Origin of the sequence: Stenotrophomonas sp. (assembly GCF_032099025.1) — a bacterium.
GTDB lineage: Bacteria > Pseudomonadota > Gammaproteobacteria > Xanthomonadales > Xanthomonadaceae > Stenotrophomonas.
This window is the reverse complement of sequence record NZ_DAMCID010000009.1, coordinates 40,095-57,105: the sequence shown is the minus strand read 5'-3', so window position 1 is coordinate 57,105 and position 17,011 is coordinate 40,095. Positions and strand designations below refer to the sequence as shown.

The 17,011-nt window shown below is 67.2% G+C and carries 18 protein-coding genes; 9 read left to right on the top strand and 9 right to left on the bottom strand.

Annotation, left to right across the window (positions count from 1 at the left end):
- Positions 1-421 precede the first annotated feature (421 nt).
- On the top strand, positions 422-1,471 hold the full coding sequence (locus RT456_RS08360; protein WP_313345257.1) for a glycerophosphodiester phosphodiesterase: 1,050 nt from the start codon (positions 422-424) through the stop codon (positions 1,469-1,471).
- Positions 1,472-1,650: 179 nt separating this feature from the next.
- Here RT456_RS08360 and RT456_RS08355 read toward each other — a convergent pair whose 3' ends face one another.
- The gene (locus RT456_RS08355) at positions 1,651-2,421 is read right to left on the bottom strand and encodes a rhomboid family intramembrane serine protease (protein WP_313345031.1); all 771 of its coding nucleotides are present in this window, start codon (positions 2,419-2,421) and stop codon (positions 1,651-1,653) included.
- Positions 2,422-2,518: 97 nt separating this feature from the next.
- Complete coding sequence (locus RT456_RS08350; protein ID WP_313345028.1) at positions 2,519-3,478, bottom strand: TerC family protein; 960 nt, start codon at positions 3,476-3,478, stop codon at positions 2,519-2,521.
- Positions 3,479-3,755: 277 nt separating this feature from the next.
- Here RT456_RS08350 and RT456_RS08345 point away from each other — a divergent pair, with 277 nt between their 5' ends.
- Together RT456_RS08345 and RT456_RS08340 are read left to right on the top strand one after the other, a co-directional pair.
- Positions 3,756-4,928, top strand: coding sequence for a class I SAM-dependent rRNA methyltransferase (locus RT456_RS08345; RefSeq protein ID WP_313345025.1), 1,173 nt, complete (start codon positions 3,756-3,758; stop codon positions 4,926-4,928).
- Between the two features lie 136 nt (positions 4,929-5,064).
- On the top strand, positions 5,065-6,297 hold the full coding sequence (locus RT456_RS08340) for a dipeptidase (protein WP_313345022.1): 1,233 nt from the start codon (positions 5,065-5,067) through the stop codon (positions 6,295-6,297).
- 130 nt (positions 6,298-6,427) lie between these two features.
- Here the strand turns inward: RT456_RS08340 and RT456_RS08335 are convergent, their stop codons facing one another.
- The 3 genes from RT456_RS08335 to RT456_RS08325 all read right to left on the bottom strand — a co-directional run bounded on the left by RT456_RS08335 (position 6,428) and on the right by RT456_RS08325 (position 9,710).
- Positions 6,428-7,840: an amino acid permease gene (locus RT456_RS08335; protein WP_313345020.1), complete on the bottom strand. Its 1,413-nt coding sequence runs from the start codon at positions 7,838-7,840 to the stop codon at positions 6,428-6,430.
- Positions 7,841-8,099: 259 nt separating this feature from the next.
- Positions 8,100-8,726 (bottom strand): leucine efflux protein LeuE, encoded by a 627-nt coding sequence (gene leuE, locus RT456_RS08330; RefSeq protein ID WP_313345254.1) that lies wholly within the window; start codon positions 8,724-8,726, stop codon positions 8,100-8,102.
- Positions 8,727-8,786: 60 nt separating this feature from the next.
- Positions 8,787-9,710, bottom strand: a complete 924-nt coding sequence (locus tag RT456_RS08325; RefSeq protein WP_313345018.1) for a LysR family transcriptional regulator — start codon at positions 9,708-9,710, stop codon at positions 8,787-8,789.
- Positions 9,711-9,797: 87 nt separating this feature from the next.
- Between RT456_RS08325 and RT456_RS08320 the strand changes: the two genes are divergently transcribed.
- The 6 genes from RT456_RS08320 to RT456_RS08295 all read left to right on the top strand — a co-directional run bounded on the left by RT456_RS08320 (position 9,798) and on the right by RT456_RS08295 (position 14,383).
- Positions 9,798-10,805 (top strand): zinc-binding alcohol dehydrogenase family protein, encoded by a 1,008-nt coding sequence (locus tag RT456_RS08320; protein WP_313345015.1) that lies wholly within the window; start codon positions 9,798-9,800, stop codon positions 10,803-10,805.
- Between the two features lie 72 nt (positions 10,806-10,877).
- Positions 10,878-12,428, top strand: coding sequence for a DNA recombination protein RmuC (gene rmuC / locus RT456_RS08315; RefSeq protein ID WP_313345013.1), 1,551 nt, complete (start codon positions 10,878-10,880; stop codon positions 12,426-12,428).
- A 92-nt stretch (positions 12,429-12,520) separates the two neighbouring features.
- On the top strand, positions 12,521-12,904 hold the full coding sequence (locus tag RT456_RS08310; RefSeq protein WP_313345011.1) for a hypothetical protein: 384 nt from the start codon (positions 12,521-12,523) through the stop codon (positions 12,902-12,904).
- 58 nt (positions 12,905-12,962) lie between these two features.
- On the top strand, positions 12,963-13,523 hold the full coding sequence (locus RT456_RS08305) for a glutathione peroxidase (protein WP_313345009.1): 561 nt from the start codon (positions 12,963-12,965) through the stop codon (positions 13,521-13,523).
- Between the two features lie 160 nt (positions 13,524-13,683).
- Positions 13,684-14,070: a type II toxin-antitoxin system RelE/ParE family toxin gene (locus RT456_RS08300; RefSeq protein WP_313345007.1), complete on the top strand. Its 387-nt coding sequence runs from the start codon at positions 13,684-13,686 to the stop codon at positions 14,068-14,070.
- Positions 14,051-14,383: a helix-turn-helix domain-containing protein gene (locus tag RT456_RS08295; RefSeq protein ID WP_313345004.1), complete on the top strand. Its 333-nt coding sequence runs from the start codon at positions 14,051-14,053 to the stop codon at positions 14,381-14,383. The genes RT456_RS08300 and RT456_RS08295 overlap by 20 nt, the downstream gene beginning before the upstream one ends.
- A gap of 107 nt (positions 14,384-14,490) precedes the next feature.
- On the opposite strand, the gene RT456_RS08290 is transcribed toward RT456_RS08295, so the two are convergent.
- The 4 genes from RT456_RS08290 to mlaD are packed head-to-tail and all read right to left on the bottom strand — an operon-like array spanning position 14,491 to position 16,978.
- On the bottom strand, positions 14,491-15,489 hold the full coding sequence (locus tag RT456_RS08290) for a VacJ family lipoprotein (RefSeq protein ID WP_313345001.1): 999 nt from the start codon (positions 15,487-15,489) through the stop codon (positions 14,491-14,493).
- A 1-nt stretch (position 15,490) separates the two neighbouring features.
- On the bottom strand, positions 15,491-15,802 hold the full coding sequence (locus RT456_RS08285) for an STAS domain-containing protein (RefSeq protein ID WP_313344998.1): 312 nt from the start codon (positions 15,800-15,802) through the stop codon (positions 15,491-15,493).
- Positions 15,792-16,457: an ABC transporter substrate-binding protein gene (locus tag RT456_RS08280; protein ID WP_313344996.1), complete on the bottom strand. Its 666-nt coding sequence runs from the start codon at positions 16,455-16,457 to the stop codon at positions 15,792-15,794. Before RT456_RS08280 ends, RT456_RS08285 begins: the two co-directional genes overlap by 11 nt.
- Positions 16,454-16,978: an outer membrane lipid asymmetry maintenance protein MlaD gene (mlaD, locus tag RT456_RS08275; protein WP_313344993.1), complete on the bottom strand. Its 525-nt coding sequence runs from the start codon at positions 16,976-16,978 to the stop codon at positions 16,454-16,456. Before mlaD ends, RT456_RS08280 begins: the two co-directional genes overlap by 4 nt.
- Positions 16,979-17,011: the final 33 nt, after the last annotated feature.

Below are 17,011 nucleotides of genomic sequence, written 5' to 3'. Positions count from 1 at the left end.
AGGGACACGCCATGCGTGTCCAGGCCACCGGCGCAGGCGACCAGCGTAGGGACACACCATGCGTGTCCAGGCCACCGGCGCAGGCGACCAGCGTAGGGACACGCCATGCGTGTCCAGGCCACCGGCGCAGGCGACCAGCGTAGGGACACACCATGCGTGTCCAGGCCACCGGCGCAGGCGACCAGCGTAGGGACACGCCATGCGTGTCCAAGCTTCCCGCCTGCCGATGCCGTCACCTGAAAGACTGTGACACCGGTCTTCGTTTCTTGCCGCTGTAACACGGCAGCACCACAATACGCCCGTTCATTCCACGCCCCCGCCGCGTTGGCGCGGGCCGCCGTACCAACAGGGGTTTGCAGTGTCGAAGTCGTTGTGGGGTTGTGCGTTGCTGTTGTCGCTGGCCGTGGCACCATCGGTGGCCATGAGTGCCGAATCTTCCCCTCCCGCGCCGCGCAAGGCGGCGGTGTATGGCCATCGCGGGGCCAGCGCGCTGCTGCCCGAGCACACCCTGGCCGCCTACGCGCAAGCCATTGCCGATGGCGCCGACTACATCGAACCCGACCTGGTGATGACCAGGGATGGGGTGATGGTGTCGCGGCACGAGAACGAGATCAGTGGCACCACCGACGTCGCCGCCCACCCCGAGTTCGCCAGCCGCAAGACCACCAAAACCATTGATGGCGAGCGCGTCGAGGGCTGGTTCACCGAAGACTTCACCCTGGCCGAGCTGAAGACGCTGTACGCCCGCGAGCGCCTGCCACAGCTGCGCAGCACCGCCTATGACGGCCAGTTCCGCATCGCCACGCTCGACGAGATCATCGCCTTCGTCGTGCAGCAGGCCGGCCGCGCCAACCGCGGCATCGGGCTGGTGCCGGAGATCAAGCACGGCACCTACTTCAAGAGCATCGGCCTGCCGATGGAGGACGTGCTGGTCACGGCCCTGCAGGCCAACCCGTATACCAAGGTGGCCCCGGTGACCATCCAGTCCTTCGAGGTGGGCAACCTGCGCTACCTGCGCGCCAAGCTCGGCCGTGACAGCAACATCCGCCTGCTGCAGCTGCTGGGTGACCCGAAGCAGCAGCCGGGCGACGTGCTCGCGGCCAAGGGCAGCCAACGCTACGCGGACATGATCACTCCGGCCGGGCTGGACCAGATTGCCGGGTATGCCGACGGTATCGGTCCCAGCCTGCGCATGGTGATCCCCTTGGATGCCAATGGCCGCCTCGGCACGCCGACGTCGCTGGTGCGCGATGCGCATGCGGTCGGCTTGATGGTGGTGCCCTATACGTTCCGTCCGGAAAATCCGTTCCAGGCCGCTGAGTTCCGCAAGGGCGAGGCCAATGCGCGCAATGCCGAGGGCTCGGTGGCCGAGATGCGCGCCTACCTGGCAACCGGGATCGATGCGTTCTTCACCGACGATCCGGCGTTGGGGCGGCAGGCGGTGGATGGGCCGGCGACTGCCGGCAACTGATGCGTGGGCCGGCCAGCAGGTCAGCGTTGATGGGGGGTGCCGGTTTGGCGGTCAGGTCCACGGGGTAAGTGGGACACGCATGGGGTACGTGGGACACGTACGGGGTACGTGGGACACGCATGGCGTGTCGCTACGATGTCGGCCGCGTAGGGACACGCCATGCGTGTCTGCGCGGTGAGTCAGCGTTCGTCCGGCCTGCGGAACGGCAACACCACGAAGTCCTGCCCCTCTCGTGGCTGCCACAACACCGGCACGCGGGTGGGTGAGGGCGGTTCCAGGTCGCCGTCGCGCTGCAGTTCGAACTCTTCTTCGTCCTCATCCTCCCAGCTGTAGCGTTTGCGCGGTGCCATCGGGTCCGAGAGGCGGAACAGCAGCGCACTGACGATACCGGCCAGCGCGCCGCCCATGTGCGACTGCCAGGACACGCCCGGCTCGTGCGGGAGGATGGTGATCAGCATGCTGCCGTAGAACAGGAACCCGATCAGCCCGGCCGCGATGGCGGCACGGTCGCGTCGCAGCAGGCCGAGCACGAACACCAGGAACATCAGGCCATGGGTGATGCCGCTGGCACCCAGGTGACGGCTGCCGATGTCGCCCAGCAACCACGCGCCCAACCCGGACCCGATCCACAACAAGGGAAGCGCGCGCGCGGTGGCCTTCGGATAGACGCTGCCGGCCAGGGTGCCGAGGATCAGCAGGGCAATGCTGTTCGCGCCCAGATGCTGGACCGAACCGTGCAGCAGCGGCGCGCCGAGAATGCCGAGCAGGCCGGCCTTGTCCAGCGGCGCCACGGCCCATGGCCGCCAATCGAAGTGACCCTGGGCGGTGAAGATCGCCACCAGCACCAGCACGAAGGCCAGGCTCAGGTTGAACGCCCGCATCACACGACCACGGTCGGTACGGGGAGAGACCGGCGGCTCGCCGGCAGGCAGGGGCAGGTTGGCGTTCATACCCAAAGGAATTGCGTCGCGTCAGCCTGAACACAAGGGCAACGCGGCGGGAGAGAGTAGTGCCGCCGGCGGGACAATCCCGCCGGCGGCATGCAGGTCAGGCGTGACCGCCTTCTTTCGGCGGGTTCTTCAGGCTCAGCACCACGGTGGCCGCAATGATCAGCGCCACCACACCCAGCGAGATCGGGGTGGGGATCTTGAAGATGTCGATCAGCATCATCTTGGCGCCGATGAAGGCCAGCACCAGGGCCAGGCCGTACGGCAGCAGGTGGAAGCGGTCGGCCATGCCGGCCAGCAGGAAGAACATGGCACGCAGGCCCAGCACCGCGAACACGTTCGAGGTGAGCACGATGAACGGGTCGGTGGTGATGGCGAAGATGGCCGGGATGCTGTCCACCGCGAAGATCACGTCGGTCACCGCGATCAGGATCAGCACCACGAACAGCGGGGTGTACCAGCGCTTGCCGTCGCGCATCACGCTCATGGCATTGCCGGCGTAATCCGGCAGCAGGCGCAGGTGCTTACGCATCCAGCGCAGGGCAGGGTTGGCTTCCAGGTCCGGCTCCTGGCCGGCCGAGAACCACATCTTCCAGCCGGTGAAGAGCAGGAACGCACCGAACACGTAGAGCAGCCAGTGGAACTTGGTCAGCAGCACGCTGCCGGCGAAGATCATGATCGTACGCAGCACGATCGCACCCAGGATGCCGATGATCAGCACCTTCTGCCGCTGTTCCTCGGGCACCGCGAAGTAGCCCATGATCATCAGGAACACGAAGATGTTGTCCACCGCCAGGGCCTTCTCGACCAGGTAACCGGTCAGGAACTCCAGGCCCACCTTGTTGGCCACCACCTGGCCGGCGGTCTCGTTCAGGTAGTACCAGAGGCCACCGTTGAAGGCCAGGGCCAGGGCGACCCAGCCGATCGACCACCACAGGGCCTCCTTGAAGGTCACCTTGTGCGGGCCGCCGTGGCGCATCAATACCAGGTCGACCAGCAGCGCGATGATCACCACCGCGCCGAAGCCGCCCCACAACCATAAATTACCGATCGTCTGCATGAGTTTGTCCGTTGAATGAATGAAATGCCTCAAGCCGGACGGCGAGGATCTGCAACGGAGGATCGGAGGGGATCCGGGGACAGAGCTTCGCCATACGGCGAAGGTCTCGCTCGCAGTCCCACCGGGTGGGACTGCCGTTGCACCGGAGCCTGCGGGCTCGAATTGACGGCGACAACGTCTGGGAGCTACTCCCCTTCTGCGGCCGATTCTGCGGGCTGAATGGGCTGGCGTCAAATCCCCGGTCTGCCGGGCCGCGGCGCCCGTTTACAATAGGCAGATGAATACTGTCCCCACTCCCGTAGTCCGCCTCAAGAATGCCTGGCGCTCCAGCCACCCGTGGATCTTCCAGAAACTGGTCGAAAAGCCTGCCGTGCGGCCCAAGCCCGGTGCCATCGTCGACGTGATCGGCGTGGATGGGGAGTGGATCGGTCGTGGTTTCTACAATGGCCATTCGCGCATTGCCGTCCGCATCCTGGAAACCGATCAGAGCGTCCCCGTGGACGCCGGCTGGTTCTCGCGGAAGATCGCCCAGGCGGTGTCGCTGCGCCGTGACGTGCTGAAGCTGGACACCGTGTCCGATGCCTGGCGCGTGGTGCACAGCGAAGGCGACGGCCTGTCCGGCCTGGTGGTGGACCGCTATGCGGACCTGGTGGTGGTCGAGTTCTTCGCCGCCGGCATGTTCCGCCACCGCGAATGGATCTACGAGGCGCTGCGCGAGCAGTTCCCGGGCTGCCGTTTCCACAGCTTCGCCGACGAACACGTGCAGAAGCAGGAAAGCTTCGACTTCCACGGCAACACCACCACCGAAGCGGCGGTGATCACCGAGTACGGCGTGAAGTTCCGCGCCGACCCGGCCGGTGCGCACAAGACCGGCTTCTTCGCCGACCAGCGCGAAAACCGCGAGTGGCTCAGCCAGCAGGTGGAAGGCAAGAGCGTGCTCGACCTGTGCTGCAACACCGGTGGCTTCGCGGTGTATGCCGCCGTGCGCGGTGCGTCGGAGGTGGTCGGCATCGACATCGACGAAGACGTGATCAACATCGCCAAGGGCAACTCGCGCCTCAACAACGTGCGCCCGAAGTACATCCAGTCCGACGTCTTCCCGTGGCTGCGCGATGCGGCCAACCGCGGCGAGCAGTACGACGTGGTGATCCTGGATCCGGCCAAGATGACCCGCGACCGCGACCAGGTGATCAGCGCGTTGAAGAAGTACCTGGACATGAACAAGCTGGCGCTGGGCGTGGTCAAGCCGGGCGGCCTGTTCGCCACGTTCTCGTGCACCGGCCTGGTGGCCGAGGACCAGTTCCTGGACATGCTGCGTCGGGCGTCGTTCTATTCCGGCCGCACCATCCAGATCCTCAAGGTCTCCGGTGCCGGTCCGGATCACCCGTTCATGGCCCACGTGCAGGAATCGCGTTACCTCAAGGCCGTGTTCTGCCGCGTTCTGGATTGACCGCGTACCGGGCTTCGCCCGGCACGCGTGACCCGCCGTAGAGCCACGCCCTGCGTGGCTGCACGGAACGCATCGAAGCCCAGCCACGCAGGGCGTGGCTCTACGACGAACGACAACCCAACCAAAGAGAGGCGTCATGACGTTGCGCAGTCTGTCCCTGCTGGTGTCGCTGGCGCTCTGCGCGCCGTTGTCCGCCCATGCCATCGAGTTCACCGCGCAGGAGCTGGCGCGCGCGACCACGCTGCAGAAGAAGCTGCTCACCCTCGACAGCCACCTGGATACGCCGGCCAACTTCCATCGCGAAGGGTTCGACATCCTCCAGCGGCACGACCACAACGCGTTGTCGCAGGTGGATCTGCCGCGCATGCGCGAGGGCGCGCTGGACGGCGGCTTCTGGGCGATCTACACCGACCAGGGCGACCGCAGTCCCGGCGCGCACCAGCACGACCGCGATGCAGGCCTGCTGCGCTTGATGGAGATCCGCGAGATGCTGGCCGCGCATCCGGACACCTTCCAGCTTGCGCTGACCGCGGCCGATGCCGCGAAGATCAAGGCCGCCGGCAAGCGCGTGGTCTACATCAGCATGGAGAACGCCAGCCCGCTGGTGGACGATCCGTCGCTGCTCAGCTTCTACCACCTGGCCGGATTGCGGCTGCTCAGCACCGTGCACTTCGCCAACAACGAGTTCGCCGATTCGGCCACCGACAAGAAGGGCGCCGAGTGGAAGGGCCTGAGCCCGGCCGGCAAGGCGCTGGTGGATGAGGCCGTGCGGCTGGGCATCGTGATCGACCAGTCACATGCATCCGACGCGGTCTTCGATGACCTGATCAAGCGCATGCCGGTGCCGTTCGTGCTGTCGCACAGCTCGGCCAAGGCGATCTACAACCATCCGCGCAATCTGGACGATGCACGCCTGAAGCAGCTGGCGAAGGCCGGCGGCGTGATCCAGGTCAACGCTTACGGTGGCTACCTGATCGACATCGGCGAGACCGACGCGCGCAGGCAGGCCGAAGAGGCGCTGATGAAGCAGATCGGCGCCGACTACGATGACCTGAGCATCGCCCAGGGCGCGGCGCTGAAGCAGGGGCTGGCGGAGCTCGATACGCGTCTGCCGCTGCGCCGCGCCACCTTGGATGACTTCCTGGCGCACTTCGACCACATCCTGGCCGTGGTCGGCCCCGAGCACGTGGGCATCGGCCTGGACTGGGACGGGGGTGGCGGCCTGACCGACCTGGAGGATGTCAGCCAGTTGCCGAAGATCACCGCGTGGCTGCTGCGCAAGGGCTACAGCGAACAGCAGATCGCCAACATCTGGGGTGGCAACCTGCTGCGGGTCATGCAGCAGGCGCAGGCCTACGCCGATCGGTGAACCCGCACGACCAACGGTCGTGCGCTACCGGTTCCCGCATCGGTTTGCCGGCACACGACAGAGGCAGGTACCGACCGTTGGCCGGCACATGCCAGAGGTAGGTACCGACCGTTGGTCGGTACCACGCACCTCAGCGGCCCAGCACCGCGTTGCGACGGCCGTACGCGAAGTACGCGATCAGGCCCAGGATGTTCCAGCCCAGGAAGTACAACTGGGTCTTGCTCGGCAGGCTGAAGAACAGATACACGCAGCCGATGGCCGCCAACGGGCCGACGATGTAGGCCAGCGGCGTGCGGAACTTGCGCACCCGGTTCGGCTCGCGCTTGCGCAGCACCACCAGGCACAGGCCCACGGCCGTGAACGCGGCCAGCGTGCCGGCGTTGGCCAGGGCTGCAATCTCGTCCAGGCGTGCCACGCCGGCGAGTGCGGCCACCAGCACGGCGGTGAACAGGGTGGTGACCACCGGGGTACCGGTACGCGCGCTGACCTTGGACAGGCCACGCGGCAACAGGCCGTCGCGCGACATGACGAAGAAGATGCGGCTCTGCCCGTACAGGAAGGCCAGCAGCACGGTCGGCAGGGCGATCACCGCCGCCGCGCCGATCCACTTGGCCGCGCCGGGGCTGCCCAGCTCGCGCAGGATCAGCGCCAGCGGCTCGGCGCTCTGGCCGAAGATGGTGTAGCTCATCGCGCCGACAGCGGCCAGCGCCACCAGCACATAGATGATGGTGCAGCCCACCATCGAACCGATGATGCCGATCGCCAGGTCGCGGTCCGGCTTCTTGGTTTCCTCGGCCGCGGTGGAGATCGCATCGAAGCCGTAGAACGCGAAGAAGATGATCGCCGCCGCGGCCATGACGCCGCGTTCAACGCCATCGGCGCCCAGTGTCTTGGCGAAGCCGAACGGCATGAACGGGTCCATGTGCGCGGTATCGAAGTGGGGCAGGGCGATGACCACGAACACGGTCAGGGCGACGATCTTGACTATCACCAATACCGCGTTGAGGGTCGCGCTTTCCTTGGTGCCGGCCATCAGCATGGCGGCAACCACGAAGGTGATGATCACGGCGGGCAGGTTGATGAAGCCGCCGGCCACGTGCGGCCCGGCGGTCAGCATCAACGGCAGCTCCACGCCCCAGCCCTGCAGGAAGCCGACCGCGTAGCCGGACCACCCCACGGCCACCGTGCTGACCACCAGCGAGTACTCCAGGATCAGGCTCCAGCCCACCACCCAGGCCACCATCTCGCCGAGTGCGGCGTAACTGTAGGTGTAGGCACTGCCGGCGGCCGGCATCATCGTGGCCAGTTCGGCATAGGACAGCGCCGCGCAGGCACACACCGCGCCGGCGATGGCGAAGGAGATCAGCACCGCCGGACCGGCCAGGTTCGCGCCCACGCCAATCAGCGTGTAGATGCCGGTACCGACGATGGCACCGATGCCCAGGGCGATCAGGTGCGGCCAGCTCAGCGTGCGTACCAGCTGCCTGCCGGCTTCATGGACAGTGACGGAATCCAGCGACTTGCGCCGTAGCAACGATGACATGGGACCTCACGTGATGACTGGTATCGACAAGGTCCGGAGTGTGACCGAACGCGGCGCAGCAATACTACTGCCGGGCGTCGTGAATCCCCTGAAGATCATTTCAAACAATCGGGTTTGACGAATCCGGCACACATTGACCGCACCGGTTGTTCAGCCACGCAGGGCGTAGCTCTACCGCCGATGCATTCCATCCGGTTGAATGCCACCCCCACCCGCGCAGTCCCCCCAGTAGAGCCACGCCCTGCGTGGCTGCGCGACATCAGCCGCTCAACCCCAGCCTCACCCCGAAACCGATCAGGAAGACGCCCGCCACGCGCTTCAGCCAGAGGCCGACACGCGGATGCTGGATGATCCGGCGGCGCAGCAGGTTGCCCGCCCCGATCAGCATCGAGCAGTAGGCCAGGCTGAGCACGAAGATCAGCACCGCCATGGTCGCGAAGGTCACCACGCCCTGGTGGCGCGCCGGGTCGATGAACAGCGGCAGGAAGGCCATGTAGAAGATGATGGCCTTGGGATTGAGCAGGCTGATCAGCACGGCCTGGCGGAAGTAGTGCCCCGGCGCGAGGCGGATGCCGCCTTCCTCGCCCGGAGCGCGCGGCGGGCGCAACAGGCCGATGCCCACCCAGACCAGGTAGGCCGCACCCAGGTACTGCACCGCGTGGAAGACCAGCGGGTTGGCCTTGAGCAGGGCGGCCACGCCGGCCACCGCCAGCCACATCAGGATCTGGTCGCCGAGCAGCAGCCCGAACAGAGCGGTATAGCCGCCGCGTACCCCGCCGCGTCCCGTCGCGGTGAGCAGGGTGAACGTGCCGGGACCCGGCAGCGCCAGGAACACCAGCACGGCAGCGACAAAGGTCCACAGGTCCTGGATGCCCATCCACGGCATGGCGCTCACTCGAATACGGGGGGCCGCCATTGTCGGCTACCCGGCCCGGTGCCGACAGCGCTACAGCGCACGTCCCGGCAGATCGGCCAGCATGGGGTGCAGCCGCTGGACGCACAGCGCATGCAGCTGGCGGATCGCCGGCGAGAACTGCTTGCGGTGCGGGCACACCAGGTTCAACGGCAGGCTGTCGCCGGCGCCATCCAGCAGCACCTGCAGGCGGCCGTCGCGCACGTCCTCGCAGACGTCCAGCCACGACTTGAACACGATGCCTTCGCCGGCCACCGCCCAGCGCCGCACCACGTCGGCGTCATCGCAGACCAGCGGGCCGCGCACCGGCACCACCACGCGCCGGCCGTCCTGCTCGAAGCTCCAGCGGTCGTAGGGCCGCCCGGCCAGCTGGTAGAGCAGGCACGGGTGGTCCTTCAGCGCCTCCAGATGGTCAGGGGCGCCATGCCGGGCCAGGTACGACGGTGCGGCCACCAGCACCCGGCGGTTGCCCGGCAGCAGCGGCAGGGCCACATAGCTGGCGGTGTCGAAGCGGCCCAGCCGGAAGGCGACGTCCACCGGGTCGCGGAACACATCGGCCACCTGGTCCGACAGCAGCAGGCGCAGCTGCAGCCTGGGATGGGCGGCGCGGAACTCCGTCAGCCACGGCAGCAGCACGTTGCGGCCCAGGTCCGACGGCGCCGCCACCTGCAGCACCCCGCGCAGCTCGGCGTCTTCGCCGCGGACGCGCGCCTCGCCTTCGTGCAGGGTGGCCAGCATGTCCTGCGCGTAAGGCAGGTAGAGCACGCCCTCGGCGGTCAGGCGCAGGCTGCGGGTGGAGCGCACGAACAGGCGCAGGTCCAGCTCGCGTTCCAACCGGGCCACCGCCGCCGCCACCTGGCCGGGCAGCAGGTCGGCCTCGCGCGCGGCACTGGAGAAGCTGCCCAGCGCGGCCGTGCGGACGAACAGGACCAGATCCTCGAAGCGGACCATCTTCATTCCCGGAGTGAAAGTGCTGTTGCATTCTGCGCCTTTCCGGCAGGGAGCGGGCAGGCGACCCTGAGCGCCTCCCTAAAGGACTTCGCCATGAAAGCCATCGCCTATACCCAGCACGGCCTGCCGATCACCGATCCGACCGCCCTGGTCGACATCACCCTGCCGGTGCCCACCCCGGGCCCGCGCGACCTGCGGGTGCAGGTGCGGGCGATCTCGGTCAATCCGGTCGATACCAAGGTGCGCCGTGGCGCGGCCGTCGACGCCCCGCGCGTGCTGGGCTGGGACGCGGTGGGCATTGTCGATGCGGTGGGCAGCGACGTGAGCCTGTTCCAGCCCGGCGACGCGGTCTTCTACGCCGGCGACATCAACCGCCCGGGCAGCAATGCCGAGTACCAGCTGGTGGACGAGCGCATCGTCGGGCGCAAACCGGCCAGCCTGGACGATGCCGCCGCCGCGGCGCTGCCGCTGACCGCCATCACCGCGTGGGAACTGCTGTTCGACCGCCTGCGCATCGCCGAGGGCGGTGGCGAAGGCCAGACCCTGCTGGTGATCGGCGCGGCCGGTGGGGTGGGCTCGATCCTGGTGCAGCTGGCGCGCCAGCTGACCCGACTGACCGTAATCGGCACCGCCTCGCGTCCGGATACCCAGGACTGGGTGTATGCGTTGGGCGCCCACCACGTCATCGACCACAGCCAGCCGCTGACCGAGGGCCTGGCCCGGATCGGGATCGAGAGCGTGGACCACGTGGCCAGCCTCACCCACACCGACCAGCACTACACGCAGATCGTTGCCGCGCTGGCGCCGCAGGGCCAGCTCGCGCTGATCGACGACCTGGGCGCGCTGGATGTCATGGCGCTCAAGCGCAAGAGTCTGTCGCTGCATTGGGAATCGATGTTCACCCGCTCCAGCTTCAACACGCACGACCTGCAGCGGCAGCACGCGCTGCTCGACCGGGTGGCCGAGCTGGTTGACGCAGGCGTGCTGCGCACCACGCTGGGCGAAAACTTCGGCCGGATCGACGCCGCCAACCTGCGCCGCGCCCACGCCCACATCGAAAGCCACCGCGCGATGGGCAAGGTGGTGCTGGAAGGCTTCTGAGGGCGCGCGGTTCTGCATGCAGGGTCACACCGGGACGCAGCCAATGAGACCCGGGCGGCCTACACTTGCACCATGCAAACCGAATTCCTGATCTTCGGCGGCCTGCTGCTGGCCGTCCTTGTCCTGCAGCTGGTCGCCCTGCTGCGGCGTTCCGGCCATGGCGGCCTTGAACAGACCCTGCGCGAGGAAGCGCGCGTGGGGCGCAGCGAACTGCGCGAACAGCTCGAAGGACTCGGCCGCCAGCAGGACGCGCGGCTGGAGACCTTCGCGCGCGCGCTGACCGATCTCTCCACCCGCACCGACCAGCGCCTGGACCTGCTGCGCGATGCGCTGGGCGAAGACGCGCGCAAGTCGCGCGAGGAAAGCGCACTGGCCCAGCAGCGCACCGGCGAGCTGCTTGGGCAGCGCCTGCACGATATGCGCGCGCAGCTCGACGCCTTCGGCCAGCAGCAGCAGGACCTCGCTACCCGCACCGACGCGCACATGGCCGCACTGCGCCAGGCGTTGGCCGAAGACGCACGCCTGGGCCGCGAGGAAACCGGCCAATCGCAGCAGCGCCTCGGCGAATCGCTGGGCCTGCGCCTGCAGGAGCTGACCCAGCGCAACGAACAGCGCATCGGCGAGATGCGCGCCACGCTCGAGCAGCAGCTGCAGAACCTGCAGGCCGACAACGCACAGAAGCTCGACCAGATGCGGGTCACCGTGGACGAAAAGCTGCAGACCACCCTGGAAGCGCGCCTGGGTGCGTCGTTCCAGCTGGTCTCCGACCGCCTGGAACAGGTGCAGCGCGGCCTCGGCGAAATGCAGCAGCTGGCCACCGGCGTGGGCGACCTCAAGCGCGTGCTGACCAACGTCAAGAACCGCGGCAGCTGGGGCGAAGTGCAGCTGGACAACATTCTCGAACAGACCCTCACCCAGGAGCAGTACGCGCGTGGGGTGAAGGTGCGGCCCGACAGCGGCGAGATGGTCGATATCGCAGTGCGTCTGCCGGGTCGCGGTCATGAGGACACCCCGGTGTGGTTGCCGATCGACTCCAAGTTCCCGCGCGAAGATTACGAGCGCCTGCTCGACGCGCAGGAGCAGGGTGATGCGGACGGCGTTCGCGTGCAGGGCGCGCAGCTGGAGCGCGCGATCCGGATCCAGGCCAGGTCGATCAGCGACAAGTACATCGCGCCGCCACATACCACCGATTTCGCGGTGATGTTCCTGCCTACCGAGGGCCTGTATGCCGAAGTGATCCGGCGCCCCGGCCTGGTTGATGTGCTGCAGCGCGAGCACCGCGTGGTGGTGGCCGGACCGACCACGGTCACCGCGCTGCTCAACAGCCTGCAGATGGGCTTCCGCACCCTGGCCATCGAGCAGCGCTCCAGCGAAGTGTGGAGCCTGCTGGGCGCGGTGAAGAGCGAGTTCGGCAAGTTCGCCGGCATCCTGGAGAAGGCCGAAAAGCAGATCAGCACGGTCGGCCGCAGCCTGGGCGAGGCCAGCCGCAAGACGCGCACCATCGAGCGCCGCCTGCGTGGCGTGGAGACGCTGGGCAGCGAGCAGACCGATCTGCTGCTGGCCGACGCGGCTGGCGACGATGACGACACGAGCGCGGAAGAGACCCCGTCCGCGCAGGATTGAAATGTGCTGACGACACACTGCATGCATGCGATCGGCGATGCTTCATCGCGGCCGCGTGCCTGCTCCATGTTTCCTTCTCCAGGATTGAACCGATGCGTCTTACTTTGATGTTGTCCCTGTTGCTGGCGCTTGCCGGCTGCAGCACCGCCCCCACTGGGGCCGATGCCACCTCGACCGTGCCAGCCACGGGTTCGACCCAGGCCGACGCGGACGCAGCAGCCTGCACCGCCGCAGGCGGCGAACTGAAGCCGCTGGGCCGCCTGCAGCGCGTGCAGTGCGTGGTGCCCTATGCCGACGCCGGCAAGGTGTGCGGCGCCAAGGCCGACTGCACCGGGCAGTGCCTGGCCCAGGGTGAGGCCGAGCTGGTCCCCGGTGCCAAGGCGAGCGGTGTCTGCCAGCGCGATGTCAGCCAGAACTTCGGCTGCCGCCAGCGTATCGACAATGGCGTGGCGCAGGGCACGATCTGCGTCGATTGATTTCTCTTTCGCGGGGCACATATTCGATGAGCCCTTTCAACTCTGCACAGGATCACCCGTGAGCCAGACTGTCTACGACATTCCCGTCACCACCATCGAAGGCCAGCCGAGTTCGCTGTCCGACTACCGCGGCAAGGTGCTGCTGGTGGTCAACGTCGCCTCCAAATGCGGCCTGACCAAGCAGTACGAAGGCCTGCAGGCGCTGTACGCCGACAAGCAGGCCGCCGGCCTGGAAGTGCTGGGTTTCCCGGCCAACAACTTCCTGGCGCAGGAGCCGGGCAGCGACGCGGAGATCCAGCAGTTCTGCCAGCTGGAATACAACGTCAGCTTCCCGATGTTCGCCAAGATCAGCGTGGCGGGCGATGACATTCACCCGCTGTACCAGCAGCTCACCCAGGCCCAGCCGGCAGCCACCGGCGAAGGCCCGATGCGCGAGAAGCTGCAGGGCCTGGAAGCCAAGTACCCCGACCTGGCCGTCAACCCGGCCCCGGCGGTCCTGTGGAACTTCGAGAAGTTCCTGATCGGCCGCGACGGCCAGGTCATCGCCCGCTTCGCCCCGGACGTGCCGGCCGACGACGCCCGCCTGGTCGCCGCGATCGACGCCGCACTGGCGGCCTGAGTTCCCGGCATCCCCCGGACCGGCCAACGGCCGGCAGGTCGGTAGGCACCCACCGTTGGTGGGTACGCCTTCAGATGGGCCCCGCATCCGCCGGGGCCCATCTACATTCAGGTGACCCAGCGCCCAGATTGACCCTACCACCTAGTGGTATGGTAAGCTCATGCTACGAGTGTTCAAGACGCGTGTGTTCGTCCGGATGATGCGCAAGTCGGACCTGACCGACGCTGCGCTCTGTGCAGCGGTGCAGGAGATGACCCGAGGACTGATCGATGCGGATCTTGGCGGCGGCGTCCTTAAAAAGCGGGTTGCACTACCCGGGCGGGGCAAGCGCGGAAGTACGCGGACATTGCTTGCCAGCAATCGCGGCAACCGATGGTTCTTTCTGTTTGGCTACGAGAAGAACGTGCGTGCCGACATCACGCCCACCGAACGCGATGCGTTGCAGCTTCTGGCCGGGGATCTCCTTGGCATGGCAACGGCTGCACTGGATTCAGCGGTAGAACAAGGCGAACTGCAGGAGATCTGTCATGGCATCGAAAATGGCTAACGCCGGAACCGGAAGTGCGCTGCTCGACGCTGTGCATGACACCGCCCTCGGATTACGCGATCACGGCTTCATAGATCAGCGACGCATGCATCAGTACGAAGCGCTGTGCCTCACGCCGGTGCCCGAGTACAGCAGCACACAGATCCGCGCGCTGCGCGACGTGTTGAAGATCAGCCAGGCAGTACTGGCAAGTGTGCTCAATACGAGTGTTTCAACGGTTCGGAGCTGGGAGCAGGGCGACAAGAAACCCAGCGGACCATCGCTCAAGCTGCTGAATCTGCTGGACCGGAAAGGGCTGGAATCGATTCTGTAGGCACGGCGGCGATGGCACGTACCGCGTGCCGCCCATCCATCCGGCAGGCACCCACCGTTGGTGGCTACGCAACAAAAAACCCCGCCGAAGCGGGGTTTTTCCTGCACTCAATTGCCCCAGTTCGGCATCGGCATCGCATCGACCGGGATCGGTGCGTCATCGTCGTCGTTCCGACCGCGCTCGCGCTTGCCGCGCAGATCGTTCTGGATCTGGTAGTTGCGGCGCTGCAGCCACGCATCGCGGGTCAGCGCGTATTCGTCCACGGCATTGTCGCGGATATCGTCCAGTGCCATCAGCTGCGAGCGCATGTCCACCAGCTGCAGGCCCTGCAGGGTGATGCGGATCTTGTCTTCCTCGATCGTGCGGATCGGCGACAGCGGGATGTCGCCGGCCAGGCCGAACACATCACGCACGGTACGCGGGCCGAAGAACGGCAGTTCCACGTAACGCGAGCTGCGCCAGCCCCAGGCACCCAGGGTCTGGCCGAAGTCCTCACTGCGGCGCGGCACCAGCGCGCGGCTGGCCGGATCGAACAGACCGCCCACGCCCAGCGTGGAGTTCATGACGAACCGGCCCAGGCTGTCCCAGGCATCGCCGGGGCGACCCTGCAGCAGCTGGTTGGTGATGGTGACCGGTGCACGCAGGTTGCTGAAGAAGTTGGTCACGCCGGTACGTGCCACGCGCGGCACCACCTTGGTGTAGGCCGTCGCCAGCGGTCGTGCCACGGCGCGGTCGACCACGTCGTTGAACGCGTGCACGCGACGGTTGAAGCCTTCCCACGGATCGTACGGAGAGCGGCCGGGCTCGGCGCCCTCGGCGGTCGGTGCCGGACCGCCATACAACGCGGCGAAGTCGTCCTCCGCACCGGTCGGTGCGACGCCATTGCCGGCGGTCGGTGCCGCAGCGGCACCCTGCGCGGCCTCTGCGCCGGCCACGGGCGTGGCGGTGTCAGCGGGGGTGACCACGGTTGCCGTGGGGGCGGCGGGCGGTGCGGCCTCTGCTGCCACGGCGACGCTGGCGGGCGCGCTGTCGCGGGCAGGCTTGGCCGCACAGGCGCTCAGCGCCAGGGCCAGCAGGAGGAAGGAGGCGGTGCGTATGACGTTCATGTCAGCTCGCGGCAGTAGGGGCAGTGAAATCCAGGGACGGCGCCAGCCGATAGGCGGCGCTGAGTTCGTTGAAACCGGCAGGCGAGCCGTTGAGCACCAGCGTACGCCCGTCCGTGCGGGCGAGCGCGGCCAGTTCGGCCAGCAACGCCAGGCCGGCGCTGTCCAGCCGCGTCACCGCGTCCAGGTCCAGCGCCGTCACGGTGCGTGGCAGCGCCTTCAGCTGCGGCCACAGCGCCACCACCGCCTCGCGGTCGAGCACGCCGGTGAAGCAGGCGCGCGGACCGTCGATCTGCACGGTGGCGTTACTTGCCATTGCCGCCCGGCCCGGCCTGCAGGGTACCGCCACGCAGCTCCTTGGCCACTTCCTGGATGCCCTTCTGGCGAAGCGGGGCATCGAACTGGGTGCGGAAGGTCTGCACGTAGGAGATGCCTTCGATGTTCACGTCGAAGATCTTCCACTGCCCGTTGACGTTTCGCATCATGTAGTCGACCGGGGTCGATTCGCTACCGGATCGCAGCAGCTCGGTGGACACCTTGACGCCGCGGTTGCCCGGCAGCGACTGCTCGCCCTTGAGGCGGAAGCTGGGCTTGCCCTGGATGGTGAGCAGGGCCGAACCGTAGCGCTGCATCAGGTTGTCGGCCATGGCGTCGGCAAACAGCTTCACGTCGGCGTCGGAGGCGCCGCGCGCGTTGGCGCCCAGCACCAGGCGCGCCGCATAGTCGCGGTCGAAGGTGCGGTTGAGCTCGCTGTCGATGTAGCTGCGCAGTGCGGTCGGGTTCTTGCCGAATTCCGCCCGGCGCTGCTGCAGGGTGTTCAGGATGCGGGTGCTGGCGTCGAGCACGACCTTGCCGGCCTGGCCCTGCGCGGCGGCGGCCGGAGCGGCGGGTGCTGCCTGGGCAAACGACAGCGAGGGCAGGGAGGCAAGCAGGGCCGAGGCGAGCAGGGCCGGGATCAGGGTCTTTTTCATTTCTGCGGTTCCGTTGCCGGCGCGGCTGCGCCGGGAGCTTCCTGGGAAGCGGCACCGGTGTTGCCCGGACCGCTGAACATGTACTTGCCGACCATCTGGATCAGGTCCACGGCCGGCTGGGTGAAGACGATCTCGTCGCCGGACTTGAGCACCTCCGGGTCGCCGCCCGGCTGCAGTCCGATATAGCTTTCGCCGAGCAGACCGCTGGTGAAGATGCCGGCGGACGTGTCGCCCGGCAGATCCTTGAACTTCGGGTCCAGCTTCAGCGTCACGATGGAGTCGAAGCGGGTCGGGTCCAGTTCGATCGCGCCGACCTGGCCGACCACCACGCCGCCGATCTTGACCGGCGCCTGCTTGCGCAGCTGGCCGATCTGGGTGAAGCGTGCCTTGAGTTCGTAACCGTCGCTGCCGAAGCCCCAGCGTTGGTTGGTGGACGCCACGGCAAGCACCAGCAGCGAGGCCAGCGCCAGCAACAGGAAGGCGCCGACGGAAAATTCGAGTCTGGGACCGCGGATGGCCATGGTTGTCTCACCGTTCTTTGTCAGGTGCCTGGA